This is a genomic window from Achromobacter sp. FW305-C-13 (assembly GCF_058783475.1).
The window spans coordinates 628,343-642,233 of sequence record NZ_JBYSYN010000004.1 but is presented as its reverse complement, the minus strand read 5'-3'; the positions used below and the strand labels follow the sequence as shown (position 1 = coordinate 642,233).

The 13,891-nt window shown below is 65.2% G+C and carries 17 protein-coding genes and 2 tRNA genes; 8 read left to right on the top strand and 11 right to left on the bottom strand.

What is annotated here, in order from left to right:
• Nucleotides 1-12: 12 nt before the first annotated feature.
• The gene (locus AC3WMU_RS26570; protein ID WP_454675977.1) at nt 13-903 is read right to left on the bottom strand and encodes a helix-turn-helix domain-containing protein; all 891 of its coding nucleotides are present in this window, start codon (nt 901-903) and stop codon (nt 13-15) included.
• A gap of 163 nt (nt 904-1,066) precedes the next feature.
• Between AC3WMU_RS26570 and AC3WMU_RS26565 the strand changes: the two genes are divergently transcribed.
• Complete coding sequence (locus AC3WMU_RS26565; RefSeq protein WP_492283189.1) at nt 1,067-1,960, top strand: DMT family transporter; 894 nt, start codon at nt 1,067-1,069, stop codon at nt 1,958-1,960.
• Between the two features lie 16 nt (nt 1,961-1,976).
• Here the strand turns inward: AC3WMU_RS26565 and AC3WMU_RS26560 are convergent, their stop codons facing one another.
• The 5 genes from AC3WMU_RS26560 to AC3WMU_RS26540 form a co-directional block, all read right to left on the bottom strand.
• Nucleotides 1,977-3,173, bottom strand: coding sequence for an aminotransferase class V-fold PLP-dependent enzyme (locus AC3WMU_RS26560; RefSeq protein ID WP_492283188.1), 1,197 nt, complete (start codon nt 3,171-3,173; stop codon nt 1,977-1,979).
• Between the two features lie 12 nt (nt 3,174-3,185).
• A complete protein-coding gene (locus AC3WMU_RS26555; RefSeq protein WP_006224510.1) occupies nt 3,186-3,659 on the bottom strand; it encodes a RidA family protein in 474 nt (157 codons plus the stop codon).
• Nucleotides 3,660-3,764: 105 nt separating this feature from the next.
• A complete protein-coding gene (gene gcvA / locus AC3WMU_RS26550; RefSeq protein WP_492283187.1) occupies nt 3,765-4,679 on the bottom strand; it encodes a transcriptional regulator GcvA in 915 nt (304 codons plus the stop codon).
• Between the two features lie 161 nt (nt 4,680-4,840).
• Nucleotides 4,841-4,916: transfer RNA gene (locus AC3WMU_RS26545), tRNA-Asn, on the bottom strand.
• 66 nt (nt 4,917-4,982) lie between these two features.
• Complete coding sequence (locus AC3WMU_RS26540) at nt 4,983-5,783, bottom strand: IclR family transcriptional regulator (RefSeq protein ID WP_488705584.1); 801 nt, start codon at nt 5,781-5,783, stop codon at nt 4,983-4,985.
• Nucleotides 5,784-5,944: 161 nt separating this feature from the next.
• On the opposite strand from AC3WMU_RS26540, the gene AC3WMU_RS26535 reads away from it, so the two are divergent.
• The 3 genes from AC3WMU_RS26535 (at nt 5,945) to AC3WMU_RS26525 (ending at nt 9,891) form a co-directional block, all read left to right on the top strand.
• Entirely contained in the window at nt 5,945-7,366 is a 1,422-nt protein-coding gene (locus AC3WMU_RS26535) for an amidase (protein WP_035213040.1), read from the top strand.
• A 30-nt stretch (nt 7,367-7,396) separates the two neighbouring features.
• Nucleotides 7,397-8,362: a Bug family tripartite tricarboxylate transporter substrate binding protein gene (locus tag AC3WMU_RS26530; RefSeq protein WP_492283186.1), complete on the top strand. Its 966-nt coding sequence runs from the start codon at nt 7,397-7,399 to the stop codon at nt 8,360-8,362.
• 140 nt (nt 8,363-8,502) lie between these two features.
• The gene (locus AC3WMU_RS26525) at nt 8,503-9,891 is read left to right on the top strand and encodes a GntP family permease (RefSeq protein ID WP_006224515.1); all 1,389 of its coding nucleotides are present in this window, start codon (nt 8,503-8,505) and stop codon (nt 9,889-9,891) included.
• A 352-nt stretch (nt 9,892-10,243) separates the two neighbouring features.
• On the opposite strand, the gene AC3WMU_RS26520 is transcribed toward AC3WMU_RS26525, so the two are convergent.
• The gene (locus tag AC3WMU_RS26520; RefSeq protein ID WP_492283185.1) at nt 10,244-10,447 is read right to left on the bottom strand and encodes a helix-turn-helix domain-containing protein; all 204 of its coding nucleotides are present in this window, start codon (nt 10,445-10,447) and stop codon (nt 10,244-10,246) included.
• Nucleotides 10,448-10,559: 112 nt separating this feature from the next.
• Between AC3WMU_RS26520 and AC3WMU_RS26515 the strand changes: the two genes are divergently transcribed.
• Nucleotides 10,560-11,189, top strand: a complete 630-nt coding sequence (locus AC3WMU_RS26515) for a DUF6680 family protein (protein WP_492283184.1) — start codon at nt 10,560-10,562, stop codon at nt 11,187-11,189.
• A complete protein-coding gene (locus AC3WMU_RS26510; RefSeq protein WP_492283183.1) occupies nt 11,186-11,449 on the top strand; it encodes a DUF4224 domain-containing protein in 264 nt (87 codons plus the stop codon). The genes AC3WMU_RS26515 and AC3WMU_RS26510 overlap by 4 nt, the downstream gene beginning before the upstream one ends.
• On the opposite strand, the gene AC3WMU_RS26505 is transcribed toward AC3WMU_RS26510, so the two are convergent.
• The gene (locus tag AC3WMU_RS26505; protein WP_492283182.1) at nt 11,444-11,680 is read right to left on the bottom strand and encodes a DUF4224 domain-containing protein; all 237 of its coding nucleotides are present in this window, start codon (nt 11,678-11,680) and stop codon (nt 11,444-11,446) included. The two genes, AC3WMU_RS26510 and AC3WMU_RS26505, sit on opposite strands and share 6 nt — an antisense overlap.
• A 117-nt stretch (nt 11,681-11,797) precedes the next feature.
• Between AC3WMU_RS26505 and AC3WMU_RS26500 the strand changes: the two genes are divergently transcribed.
• Both AC3WMU_RS26500 and AC3WMU_RS26495 read left to right on the top strand, forming a co-directional pair.
• Entirely contained in the window at nt 11,798-12,082 is a 285-nt protein-coding gene (locus tag AC3WMU_RS26500) for a hypothetical protein (protein ID WP_492283261.1), read from the top strand.
• Nucleotides 11,989-12,330 carry a tyrosine-type recombinase/integrase gene (locus tag AC3WMU_RS26495; RefSeq protein WP_492283181.1) on the top strand — a complete coding sequence of 114 codons (342 nt, stop codon included), beginning with the start codon at nt 11,989-11,991 and terminating at the stop codon, nt 12,328-12,330. The genes AC3WMU_RS26500 and AC3WMU_RS26495 overlap by 94 nt, the downstream gene beginning before the upstream one ends.
• Before the next feature lie 14 nt (nt 12,331-12,344).
• Here AC3WMU_RS26495 and AC3WMU_RS26490 read toward each other — a convergent pair.
• From AC3WMU_RS26490 to AC3WMU_RS26480, 3 genes are all read right to left on the bottom strand, one after another.
• Nucleotides 12,345-12,420, bottom strand: a tRNA-Thr gene (locus tag AC3WMU_RS26490).
• A 256-nt stretch (nt 12,421-12,676) separates the two neighbouring features.
• Nucleotides 12,677-13,126 (bottom strand): ClpXP protease specificity-enhancing factor, encoded by a 450-nt coding sequence (locus tag AC3WMU_RS26485; protein ID WP_006224516.1) that lies wholly within the window; start codon nt 13,124-13,126, stop codon nt 12,677-12,679.
• Nucleotides 13,127-13,138: 12 nt separating this feature from the next.
• Nucleotides 13,139-13,750 carry a glutathione S-transferase N-terminal domain-containing protein gene (locus tag AC3WMU_RS26480; protein WP_006224517.1) on the bottom strand — a complete coding sequence of 204 codons (612 nt, stop codon included), beginning with the start codon at nt 13,748-13,750 and terminating at the stop codon, nt 13,139-13,141.
• Nucleotides 13,751-13,891 lie beyond the last annotated feature (141 nt).

Here is a 13,891-nt window from a genome sequence, read left to right as displayed (position 1 = left end):
CGGCGGCCGCCTTCAGTGCTGGCGGCGCGCGCTGCGGTACTGGCCGGGCGTGACGCCGATGGCGTCGCGAAACACCCGCGACAGGTGGCTGGCGTTGCCGAAGCCGCTGGCCTGCGCGATGCCGGCCAGGTCGCCCTTGCCGGTGGCCAGCAGGCTGCGGGCGTGCGCCAGGCGCCGTCCTCGCACCCACGCATGCGGCGGTTCGCCGAACGAGGTGTGGAACATGCGAGCGAAGTGGTAGGTCGACAGCGCGGCGACGCCCGCCAGCTGGTCCAGCGTCAGGGCTTCGTGCAGATGTGCGTCCACGTAATCCATGACGCGCCGGCGCACGGCGGGCGCCAGGCCGCCCCGGGCAGGCGGGGCGGACTTGCGAGCCACGCCCTGGTTCAGCAGGTGGTGCAGCACGGTTTCCGCTGCGCTGCTGGCCGCCAGCCGGTCCGCCGGCTGTGACCAGTCTGTGCCCAGCAATTGCCGGCACACATCGATCAGCGAATCGTCCTGGATGTAGGTGCGGTCGCGCAGTTCCAGGGTGCGGGGTTCGCAGTCCAGCCGCATGACGGCTTCGCGCGCCAGCCGTTCGGGGGCGATGTACAGGTGCAGGAAATGCACGGTGTCGTTCATGCACCAGCGCGAATAGTGTTCGGCGGGCAACACGCAGAATTTGCCGGCGCCGCCGTGCAGGGTGTCGTGGCCGACCCGGAACGACTTGTCGCCGCCATGCAGGTACAGCGACAGCGTGTGGTGACCCGGGGTGTCGTAGCCCAGTGTTTCGTTGGCGCTGCGGCCCCATTGCGAAATGGCCATGCCTTCGCCCAGCGCAGAGGCGCGTTCCAGCGTGGCGGTGGAGCGCGACAAGGTGCGAAAGACGGAGAAATCGGCCGGGGCCGAGGCGGTGGTGCCCATAGGACTGAAATGCTACTGCGATCTCGCGCGCGCCGCGCGCGCGACCGTGCAAAAACCGCAAGAACCGGCAATCCGGGGCCGGCCGGGCGGCGCACACTCGCGGCAAGGCGGCTTGTGCTCTGGTTCGCCCGCTTCGTGTCCCCTATTTTCTGCCCATCGCATCGTGAATTTCTTCCTGTATTTCCTGACCGTCGTCATCTGGGGCACCACCTGGATCGCCATCAAGCTGCAACTGGGCGTGGTGGCCATTCCCGTTTCCATCTTCTACCGCTTCGCGCTGGCGGGCCTGGTGCTGTTCGCCGCCCTGTTGCTGACCCGCAAACTGCAGAAGCTGGACCGGCGCGGCCATTGGCTCTGCGTGGGCCAGGGACTTTGCCTGTTCTGCCTGAATTTCCTGTGCTTCTACACCGCCACGCAGTGGATCCCCAGCGGACTGGTATCGGTGGTGTTTTCCGCCGCGACGCTGTGGAACGCGCTGAACGCCCGGCTGTGGTTCGGCACCCGCATCGCGCCGCGTGTGATGCTAGCCGGCGTGTTCGGCTTTTCAGGCCTGGTGCTGTTGTTCTGGCCCGAGTTGGCCAGCCAGGAGGCCAGCCACGAAACGTTGCTGGGCCTGGGCTTCGCGCTGCTGGGCACGTTCTGCTTTTCCACCGGCAACATGCTGTCGTCGTTGCAGCAGCGCGCCGGCATCCGGCCGCTGACGGGCAATGCTTTCAGCATGGTCTACGGCGCGTCGATCCTGTTGGCGGGCTGCCTGGTGGCGGGCCTGCCGTTCCAGTTCGATTCGTCGCCGGCGTATGTGGGCGCCCTGCTCTATCTGGCGATTCCCGGATCGGTGATCGGCTTTACCGCTTACCTGACTTTGGTGGGTCGCATGGGGCCGGCCCGCGCCGCGTATTGCACGGTGCTGTTCCCCGTCGTCGCGCTTACCGTGTCGACCGTGGCCGAGGGCTATCAATGGACGCCGTCGGCCTTTGCCGGCCTGGCGCTGGTGATGGTCGGCAACCTGCTCGTCTTCACGAAGTGGTCGCCCTTCATGCGCCGCGCGGCGGCCTGAGGCGGCAATGGCCGGGCTAGCGCGCCAGTTGCCGCAGCCCATCCAGCAAGCGGGCGACCTCGGTATCGCTCGTCAGATAGCTGACCGAGGCGCGCGCAATCTGCGTCAGGCCGCGCGCCTGCATGTCCAGCGGCGTGTAGGGCACGCCGTTGCTGCCGATGGTGATGCCCTGCGCCGCCAGGGCGCGCTGCACGGCCGCCGCTTCCTGGCCGGCCAGGTTGAAGGACACCAGGCCGGACAGCTTCCGGCCCTGATCCAGAACGGTGATGCCCGGGATGGCCGCGATCTCCGTTCTGAGCGATTGAGCTTTGGCATCGATGGTGGCGCGGATGGTCTCCAATCCGATGTCCAGCGCTTCCTGCAAGGCGTGGGCCAGGCCGCAGCGCAACGCCAGCGAGTTTTCGGCGGATTCCAGGCGGGCGGCATCGGCGCGCAATTGCGGCTGGCCGTCCGCGCCCAGCGGGGCCGAATGGGTATCGACGAACGCAGGCGTGAGCTGGTCGAGGAAATCGCGCCGCACGTACAACAGGCCGGTGCCGCGGGGGCCGCGCAAGGCCTTGCGGCCGGCGCCGCTCAGCACGTCGCAGCCGATCTCCGCCACGTCGATGGGCAACTGGCCCACCGATTGCGCGCCGTCCACGAAATACGGAATGCCGTGCTGGCGCGCCACGCGGCCGATGGCGGCCGCCGGATTGATCAGTCCGCCGTTGGCGGGCAGCCAGGTCAACGCAATCAGGCGCACGCGTTCGTCCAGCATGGCGGCGAGCGCCTCCGGGTCCACGCAGCCGCTGTCATCCGAGGGGATGGTTTCCAGGACGGCGCCAGCGCGTTCTGCCCGTAGCCGCATCGCCGCCAGGTTGCCGCCCCATTCGTGACGACCGACCAGGATGCGGTCGCCGGGACGCCACGGCGCCATTGCGGCGAAGGCCGCGCCCCAGCCCGGGGAATTGCCGGTGGTCAGCGCGATCTCGTCCGGCTGCGCATTGAGCAGCCGGGCCGCCAGCGTGCGGGCGCTTTCGGTCAGTGCGCGCGAGGCCACGCCGGCCTCCATCGGACCCTGCGCCGCTTCGCGCTGCAGATGCGCGTAGATCGCCTCCAGCGTGCCGGCAGACGGCAACGACGAGCCGGCGTGATTGAAATGGATGCTGGTTTGCGCGCCCGGCGTGCAGGCGCGCAACGCGTCGATGGCGTCAGGGGTCAGAGGGGCTGGCATGGCGGCGGGCGATCAGGCGGGAGTCAAGGCGATGACGGCTTCGATTTCCACGGCGACGCCCTGGGGCAGGGACGCCACGCCGACGGCGCTGCGCGCATGGCGGCCGGCGTCCCCGAACACGTCCACCATCAGGTCGGACGCGCCGTTGGCGATGGCGCTCTGGCGGTTGAAGTCAGGCGTGCTGGCCACGAAGACGCCCAGGCGCACGACGCGCGCCACGCGGTCCAGGCGGTCGCCCGTCGCGGCGGCGATTTGCGACAGGATGCTCAGGCCCGACAGCTTTGCGGCTTCGACGCCGTCGGCGTCCGAGATCTGGTTGCCCAGCTGGCCCAAGTAGCGCGGCTTGCCGCCCTGGCGCGAGATCTGGCCCGAGATGGTGAGCAGGTTGCCCTCCAGGACGAACGGCACGTAGTTGGCGGCGGGCGCGGCGGCGGCTTCCAGGGTGTAGCCCAGTTCGGCCACGCGGCCGGAGATGGTGCGGGTCATGTCGATTCACCTGCAAAAGGGGTTAGCGAAAAAGCGCGAGCTTCGATGCTATCGGCCACTGCTGCGCGTGACCAATCAATTCTTGCCTTTTACGCATGAGTAGAACTAATACGTGTCCACCGCCGCCTGTGCGGCCTGGACCAGCCAGTCATGCAGGGCCTTTGCCGGGGGCGTCAGGGCGCCACGGGGGGCGACGAACCACCAGCCGATGCGCGGATCCTCCAGCACCGTCTCCGGCAGCGCCTCGACCAGCGCGCCGCTGGCCAGGTGCGGGGCGATCAGCCGATGCCGGCCCATGGCCAGGCCTTGGCCGGCCAGCGCGGCTTCGACGACGATGTTGTAGTCGTGCAGGCGCACGGTCTGAGCGCGGCCCAGGTCCATGCCGAACTGCCGCGCCCACGCGTCCCATTCAAAGGGCTGCTTGGCATGCGAGGCAAGCAACGGGTGGCCCAGCAGATCGTCCGGCGTGCGCGGGCGCTTGCGGCCGACGATCAGGCTGGGCGCGCATACGACCGACAGCCGTTCGCCCATCAGCAGCCGCGAGGCCACGCCGGGCCAACCGCCGCGGCCGTAGCGGATCGCCACGTCCACTTCGCCGCCCGCCACATCGGCCAGGCCAATGTCCGGCTGTAGTTGCAGGTCGATGTCCGGATGCGCAGCGGCGAACGCCGGCAGGCGCGGGGCCAGCCAGCGCGTGGCGAACGACGCCAGCAATCCGACCTTGAGCGTGGCGCGCGCGGCCGTCGGCGCGCGGATGGCGTCCGTGCCCTGGCGCAGCAATTCAAAGGCGGCGTGCACGTGTTCGTAGTAGGCCTGGCCGGCAGGCGTGAGCGCCACCGCGCGCGTGCGCCGCTCGAACAGCGCTACGCCCAGCTCGCTTTCCAGGCGCTGGATGTGGTGGCTGATCGCGCTTTGCGTGACGAAGAGCTCTTGGGCGGCCAGCGAAAAGCTCAGGCGTCGCGCCGCCGCTTCGAAGGCGCGCAAAGAAACCAGGGCAGGCAGGGATCGCGTGGAACGCATGGGCAAGAGGCGGAAAGCATCAGGGCGGGATGCGCGTCATCCTACGCGTTGTGGACGGCAATGCAAAAAGCCCGCAAACAGGTTGCGGGCTTTTTTTAAGGGTACTGCGGGTACTGCTTGTTTTGCGAGCCGTGCGGATGAAGATTGCGCGGCTGAATTCTTGGCTCCCCGAGCTGGGCTCGAACCAGCGACCTGCGGATTAACAGTCCGTCGCTCTACCGACTGAGCTATCGGGGAACAGGTAGAGGGGCCGAATTATGCACAAAAAATCGAAAGAATGCAAAACGGCCCGAAAAATTTGAATCAGGCGTCCTGGATTGCCTGCGCCGTGCGGAACAGCTGCGGCACGATATCGCTCAGCAAGCGGTCGGTGGGATAGTCGTGGCGCGGCGCTCTCACGCTGATCGCGGCCAGCGGCACGTCTCGCGCGTCGCGCACCAGCACCGCCGCGCCCACCTGGTTTTGCAGCACCTGGTCTTCAGTCAGTGCATAGCCGTCTTCGCGGGCCTGGCGGATCAACGCCAGCAAGGCGTCCGGGTCCACGACCGTGCGCGGCGTGAAAGCGCGTGGCGGCGCCCGCAGCAGCGCCTGCCGGATGGCGTCATCGTCTTGCGGGGTCAGCAGCATGCGCCCGCCGCTGTTGCACCAGGCGGGCATGCGGCGGCCCGGCAGCATTTCGGCCAGGGTCAATTGCCGGCTGGGCAGGCGCAGCAGATAGATCATGTCGGTGCCGGCCAGCACGCTCATGTGCACGGCCAGGCCGCAGCGGTCGCGCAGCGCCACCAGATGCGGCGCAGCCATGGACACCAGCCGGTCGCTGCGCAGGAAGAAGTAGCCCAGTTCCACGACGCGGGGCCCCAGCCGGTAACGGCGCGAGGCCGGATCCTTGATCAGGTAGCCCATGCGCTCCCAGGTGTGGATGAAGCGCTGCGCAGCGCTTTTTCCCAAGCCCGTGATTGAGGCGATATCGGTCAGGCCCAGCGAGTCTGAGGCGTCGCGGAACGCGTCCAGCACCCGCATGCCCTTTTCCAGCGATGCGACAAACAAGGGGTCGTCGCTGTCCACGGCGGCGGTATCGGCAACAGAGGGCGGGCGTGTCGTCATGGCGGGTCCGGGACGGGCGGCGAAAGGGAGCGGAGGCAGCGAAAAGGAGGGCAGTGAAAGCGGGGCAGCGCTAGTTTCCCCGAATTGTCCGGGGGCGGAATACCCACTATAAAGTTGATTATTCAATACTTTGTATCGCATAGCAATAAACCTAAGCTGCAATGACACAGACTTCCTCTTTATGCGACATGACCGCCGTGGCACTGCGCGCCGAGATCGCCGCCGGCCATCTCAGCGCCCGTGACGTGACGGCCGCGCACCTGGCGCGCATCGACGCCTGCAATGCCCAAGTGAATGCGGTGGTGACCGTGGATGCCGAAGGCGCGCTGGCGCGCGCCGCCCAGGCCGATGAACGCCAGGCGGCCGGCCACCCGCTGGGCATGCTGCATGGGCTGCCCATCGTGCACAAGGATTCGTTCCTGACGGCCGGCCTGCGCACGACTTACGGTTCGCCGCTGTACCGCGACTTCGTGCCCGAGCGCGACAGCCTGATCGTCAGCCGCGAGCGCGCGGCGGGGGCGATTACCTTGGGCAAGACCAATCTGCCCGAGTTCGGTGCTGGCTCGCAGACGTTCAATCCGGTATTCGGCGCCACCCGCAATCCCTACGACCTGCGCCTGACCGCGGGCGGCAGCAGCGGGGGCGCCGCCGCCGCGCTGGCCGCGCGCATGGCGCCGTTGGCAGACGGCACCGACATGGGCGGGTCACTACGCAATCCGGCCTCGTTCTGCAACGTGGTGGGCCTGCGGCCGTCGCCCGGTCGGGTCCCGCAATGGCCGACGGCCAATCCTTTCAACGCGTTGACGGTGGCGGGCCCGATGGCGCGCACGGTCGCCGACGTGGCGTTGTTGCTGGCCGCGACCGCCGGCGCAGACCCGCGCGACCCGCTGGCCATCGAACAGGACCCGGCTCGCTTTCTCGACAGCCTGGTGCGTGATTTCAATGGCGTGCGCATCGCCTATGCGCCGACCTGGGGCGGCCTGCCCGTCGAACGCGCGGTGCTGCAGGCGCTGGAACGCCAGCTGCCTGTCTTCGCGGACCTTGGCGCGGTGGTGGAACCCGCCTGCCCGGACTTCACTGGCGCAGACGCCTCGTTCCAGGCCCTGCGCGGCCAGGCCTTCGCGGTGGGCTACGAAGCGGTGCTGCGCGACCACAGGCATCTGCTGAAAGACACGGTCATCTGGAACGTCGAACTGGGCCTGCAACAGCCGCCGTCTGCCGTCCTCCAGGCCGAGCGCGACCGCGCTGCCCTGTTCGCGCGCATGCAGGCCTTCATGCAGACCCATGAATTCCTGATCGGGCCGGTCAGCCAGGTGCTGCCGTTCCCGGTCGAGCAGGAAACCGTGAGCCGCATCGAAGACACGCCGATGCACAACTACATCGACTGGATGCGGTCGGGCTACTACCTGTCGTTGACCGGCCATCCGGCGATCTCGGTGCCCTGCGGCTTCACCGACGCGGGCTTGCCCGTGGGCATCCAGATCGTCGGGCGCTATCGCCAGGAACACGCGCTGCTGCAGCTGGCGCACGCGTTCGAACAGGCTACGCAGTACTGGCGCCAGGCGCCCGTGTTGCCGCACTGATCACCACACCAACAACACAAGGGGAAACCAATGAACCAAACCGTCGCCCGCGCCCTCGCGCTGTGCGTCCTGGCCGCAACGCCGCTGATGGCCTCGGCACAGTCCTATCCCGACAAGCCGATCACCATGGTGGTGCCGTTCCCGCCGGGCGGATCCACCGATGTCATCGGCCGCCTCTTCGCCGTGAAGCTGGGCGCGCGCCTGGGCCAGACCGTCGTGATTGAAAACAAGCCTGGCGCCAACACCGGCATCGGCGCTGCCGCCGTCGCCCGCGCTGCGCCCGATGGCTATACCTTCATGATCACCGGCGCGCCGACGTTCACGTCGAACCCGCTGCTGTATCCGAACCTGAACTACGACCCGATCAAGAGCTACGAATACGTCGCCGTCGCCGGCAGCACGCCGTTCGTGATCCTGACGAATCCGCAGACCGGCATCGGCACGGTGGCGGACATCACCAGCAAGTCGGCCGCGCAGGCGCTCAGCTTCGGTTCGTTCGGCAACGGCTCCACGCCGCACATGGCGGGCGAGTCGCTGGCCCAGCGCACGGGGGCCAAGCTGCTGCACGTGCCCTACCGCGGCAGCGCACCGGCCATGACGGACCTGATCGGCAACCAGATCCCGCTGTCGATCGACACCCTGGTGGCGGGCCTGCCCCAGATCAAGGCGGGCAAGGTGCGCGCCGTGGCGTTGACGGGCCGCGCGCGCTCTTCCCTGGTGCCCGAGGTGCCCACCGTTGCCGAAGGCGGCGTGGCCGGCTACGACTTCGAAACCTGGTTCGGCGTTGTCATGCCCAAAGGCACGCCTGCGCCCATCGTCGCCCGCATGTCCAAGGAAATCGAAGCGGTGATGGCGGAGCCGGACACCCGGGCCAAACTGCAGGAGCTGGGCTTTGACGCGACTTATCAGGATCCGGTCGCGTTCCGCCGCAAGGTCGAGACGGAACTGGAGCGCAACGCGGCGATCATCAAGGCCGCAGGGATCAAGCCCGACTGAGCGCTTGGGGGATAGGCTGCGCGGGGCGCCCTGACGCGTCGCCGCCCGCCCGCCGCCCTGTGACCGGCGGGCGTAAAGCCGATCCCTTATGATGGCACCCAGAAGGTTCGCGACCTCTCTCGTTTTTTCTGGGTTCACACATGTCTTCGTTCGACATTCAATTGCTGCTCACCGCCCTGGTGAGCGTTTTGGTGCTGGTCGCACTGATTGTTTCGCGCATCCGCATGCATCCGCTGCTGGCGCTCCTGATCGTTTCCATTGGCGTCGGCTTCGCCACGGGCATGGAGCCGGTGGCCATCGTCAAGAACCTGACCGACGGCGCGGGCAAGACCCTGGGCGCGGTCGGCGTGGTGATCGCGCTGGGTGCCATGCTGGGCAAGATCCTGGCCGACTCCGGCACCACCGAGCGCCTGGCCAACGCCATCCTGCGTCACACCTCGCCCCGGATGATCCCCTGGGCCATGACGCTGGTGGCGTTCGTCATCGGCATCCCCATGTTCTTTGAGGTCGGCCTGGTGGTGATGCTGCCGCTGATCTTCAGCGTGGCGCGCAAGCTGGAGGGCCAGCAGCGTTTCAAGGGGTCGGCGTATGTGTATGTCGGCGTGCCGGTGATTTCCGCCCTGGCGGCCATGCACGGCATGGTGCCCCCGCACCCGGGCCCATTGACGGCGATCGCCACCTTGAAGACCACGGTCGGTCCGACCATGATCTACGGTTTCATCGCCGCGCTGCCAGCCATGATCTTCGGCGGTCCGCTGTATGGCGCGTTCATCGCCCCGCGCATGACGACCCGTCCGGACGAGGCGCTGCTGGACCAGTTCACCGCCACCCGCGAAGCGGCCGCCGGCAACGGCGCGCCCAGCGTGGGCCTGGGCATCCTTGCGGCCTTGCTGCCGGCGCTGCTGATGCTGGTGCACGCCGTGGCCGAGATGCTGCTGCCCAAGGGTTCAAGCGGGCTGCACGTGGCCGCCTTCCTGGGTAACCCGGTCGTCGCCATGCTGTTGGGCGTGCTGTTTGCCGCCGTCACCCTGGTGTTCATGCGTCGCGGCGACGCGGAAAAGCTGCGCGAGGCGCTCGGCCAGAGCTTGAAGCCCATCGCCGGCATCATGCTGATCATCGCCGGCGGCGGCGCCTTCCAGCAGGTGCTGACCAGCGCCAAGGTCGGCGACGCCATCGTGCACCTGACGCACCAGTTCGCCTTCCCGCCCCTGATCCTGGGCTGGCTGATCGCCATGCTGCTGTCGGTGTCCACGGGTTCGGCCACGGTCGGCATCGTGGGCGCCGCGGGCCTGCTGGCGCCGCTGGCCGGCGCCGACCCCTCGTTGAACCTGCCCTTGCTGGCGCTGTCGATCGGTTGCGGTTCGCTGTTCTTCAACTATGCCAACCACGCCGGTTTCTGGATGGTGAAGGAATCCTTCGGCATGACGATGGGCGAAGCCACCAAGACGATCTCGGTGGTGCAATCGATCGTGTCGGTCGTGGGCTTGATCATGGTCCTCTTGTTCAACATGCTGCCCCCGCTGGGCTGAAGTCACGGGCCGCACACGGCTGTCGAAAAGCAAAAAGCCCAACCGGAAGGTTGGGCTTTTTGTTGGATGCGTTTGGTGCCGGTGAAAGGAATCGAACCCTCGACCTTCTCATTACAAGAACGCTACGCACCTTTTATCGAAGATGCTTAAATTGCTCCAAACCTAGCAATGACGCGGCGTGGCGGGCTGGCCGGGTTCTGTTGGTTGCTCTAGTTTTTGCCAATCTATCGCGGGTTTTGCACGCCGAATTACACAGGAATTGCACAGCCTACGGCTTCATCTTTGGCGTGATGCCGTGGCTTTTAAATAGCTTCACAAGATCACTCTCCCCCAGCGGATCAGAAGGCTTCAACTATTGATAGGGTCGGCCTGACTTGAAGGCTGGCTCCGGTACCGGTTCATGCCTGCAGCTTTGCAGGTAGGCCTCTAGATCGACCCGGGCGAAGCTTAGCGTGCGGCCGATTCGGTAGCATGGTATAGGCCCGCTAGGCGCGGCCAGTTCGTAGACGGTCCGCAGGGACACGCCCAGCATCTCGGCGGCCTCCTTGGCCCTCATAAGGCTCGTAACTGATGGCGTCGCCATGGCTACCTCATGCTTCTAATTGGTAAACCCGGACTATTTGACGGGCTGCGGATATGATCCTCAAACCACAAGGCAGGGGTCGAAAATGGCAATGGAAACGTCGGATTGGGTAATGGTTGGAGCTACGGTGCTTGGCCCCATCCTAGCCGTTCAAGCGCAAAAGATGGTCGAACGTATCCAAGCAGGGCAATCTCAACGCGAGGCCGTCTTCAAGGCTCTCATGGCTACGCGTGGTTCACGTCTGTCTGAAGAGCATGTCGCCGCCCTGAACATGATCGACCTCGTGTTCTATGGCAGAGGCGACGGGAAGCGCAATAGGCGCGATGAAGCGGTCATTGAGGCATGGCGCGCCTATTTGGATCACTTGAGTATTGATTACAACAAGGTCGCCGAAGATCAAGTAGGCGCCCTCGCAATAAAACGAGAGGATCTATTTTCTGACCTCTTGTTCGCTATTGCGCAGCGCGTCGGATACCGATTTACAAAGGTGCAGATCAGGAAGGGGCTTTATTTGCCCAACGCGCACGAGGCGATGGAACAAAAGCGCCAAGAAATTCAGTCCGTCTTGCCAGACTTGATAGCCGGTCGACGGCCGCTGTCAGTCAAAGTTTCTACTAGCGATGAGTTAGCCCAAGCGAGTGCACATCAAGGAGAGTGGCAAGCAAGCATACTTAAGACGCTCGAGCAGATCCGGGATCGTCAACCGGACGCTTGAAGGAATTGATCTTGAGCCTCACACTCACAGACGACGAAATCGAGCAGGTCACGCGCAGGAAGCGTCGCCAAGCTCAGGCCAAAGTACTGAAGGCCTTGGGCATCCGCTTCCAGATTCGACCTGATGGGACGCTGCTGGTGTTCAGGGCTAGTCTGGGTATTCCCCATCAGGAGCCTCGCCCAGAGCCGAAAATGCGCCTCAGGAATGAGCCGAAGCTGAATCTACCTGAACTCGGCACAGTTCGGTCCAGGCGCTCATAGCTTCCCTTGCTCATCCGGAAACAGCACAGACCACTTGGGCTTTGTGCCTCGGCTTTTCTGATCTTCTTTGATACCGAGCTGTTGCAGACAGTACGCCCTAGCGACGATAGGACGGCCGAGGCGGTCTTGCGCGTGCTTCCAATGCCTTTCCTCCAGCCATCGGCGCTGGTGCGCTGCTAGCTTGTATCCGGTCAGGCGCTGTAGCTCTTCCTCAGTAAGAAAGGTGTCCATGGGGTTCCTTGGGAGTGCGATGCCTCCGAAGTGCTTAGTGTCCCATGGTCGTCTTTCGAATTGGAGATGCGAGAAATTAGGGGAGAGTCCGGCCGGGGAGGGGAAGGTTACCCCTTCGTGCTGATCGCGGTGAGCACGTCTATGCGCAAGCGCGAGGTGTTGAGCATCCGCAAGGAAGATATCCAATTGGGGCGCCGCATGATCTACCTGCCGAAGGCGAAGGCCGGCGCACGTGAGCAACCGATCACGGCGGCGCTAGCGGCTTTCCTGGACGTTTATCTCCGGGAGTCGGTACCAGCGGATACCCCGTGGCTCTCCCCGGCGTCCAGGCGCTCCAAATCAGGCCACACGGTGGCCATCGAGAAGCCCCCTTCCGTGTTGCGGTGGCGCGGGCTGGCCTGAACTCGGCGCAGGTGGTTCGGCATACGCTCCGGCATACCGCCGTGTCGCACTTGGTACAGGCCGGCGTGGCTCTGCCGACGGTGCAGCGTGTGAGCGGGCATAAGACCCTCGCCATGGTGGCCCGCTATGCCCACCAGGATGGAGATCACATCCAGGCGGCAATGGTCAAGCTTGAAGGACGCTTTGCCAGCACGATTACACCAGAACTACGCAAACGAAAAAGGCCGCCCCCGAAGGAAACGGCCTAGATCGTTGATCTCATTGGTGCCGGTGAAAGGAATCGAACCCTCGACCTTCTCATTACAAGTGAGCTGCTCTACCAACTGAGCTACACCGGCTTGGCGTGCCAGGGCACGCGCAGGGACTGCATTGTAATGAAAAAACGCTGCCGCCGTGTGCGGGCCGACGCGTGCCGGAATACAGCCTTCCGCATGGCGGCGGTTCAGCGCCGCCGTGCTGGGGCGACGTGCGTAAACGCCGCGCAGCAAAACGCCCCGCGCGAGCAGGATGGGCATCCTGCCTGGCACGGAGCGCGGGAATCAGTCTGGCTTGCAGGGACATTGCGCCAGGCGCGCCGTCCCCGCATCGCGGCGGCTATTTGACGATAGTCAGGCGCGGACGCTTGGGTTCGTCGTCATCACCGCCGTCGTCGCCCGGCGTGGCCTCGGCATCGGTGCTTTCGGGCGCGGCGGTATCCGCCACGCCTTGTGCACCGGCTGCCGGCGGTTCGTAGGGCTGCACTTCGAAGCCCATGCCGGCGCCGGTTTCGCGCGCGTAGATGGCGCTGACGGCGCCGACGGGAACGTAGACGTTTTCGGTCACGCCGCTGAAGCGGGCCTGGAATTCGATGAATTCATTGCCCAGCACCAGACGGTTGGTGGCTAGCGTGCCCACGTTCAGTGTGATCTGACCGTCACGTACATGCGCGACGGGCACCATGGTGTGCTCGTCGACCTGCACGGTGATGTACGGCGTGTAGCCGTTGTCAGTGCACCATTCGTGCAGTGCGCGGATCAGATACGGTTTGGTCGAAGTTTCACCCATCACACAACAGCCTTAACGACGCATCACTTTTTCCGAAGGCGTCAGCGCTTCGATGTAGGCCGGACGCGAGAAGATGCGTTCGGCGTACTTTTGCAGCGGAGCCGCGTTCTTGGGCAGTTCGATGCCGTAGTGGTCCAGGCGCCACAACAGCGGAGCCACGGCCACGTCCAGCATGGAGAACTCTTCGCCCAGCATGTACTTGTTCTTCAGCAGCATGGGGGCCAGCTGGGCCAGGCGGTCGCGGATGTTCTGGCGGGCATGGGCCAGTTTCTTCTCGTCCGGCTTGGCGCTGCGGTCTTCCAGCGTCGAGACGTGAACGAACAGTTCCTTCTCGAAGTTGTAGAGGAACAGGCGGGTGCGGGCGCGCATGACCGGATCAGCGGGCATGAGCTGCGGGTGCGGGAAGCGCTCGTCGATGTACTCGTTGATGATGTTCGACTCGTACAGGACCAGGTCGCGCTCGACCAGAATGGGCACTTGACCGTACGGGTTCATCACCGAGATGTCTTCGGGCTTGTTGTACAGGTCGATGTCGCGGATCTCGAAATCCATACCCTTTTCGAACAACACGAAGCGGCAGCGTTGCGAAAACGGACACGTGGTTCCGGAATAGAGCACCATCATGGTGAAAGTCCTTTATGAAAAACGAAAGGCCAGCGCCTAAATCTAGCAGGCGCTGGCCCCGATTGCCAGGCGGGATAGGCGTACAGCCCTATCCGCCAATACCGTCCCTGTTTTTAAACGGGGACGGTTGTATGCCTGGCG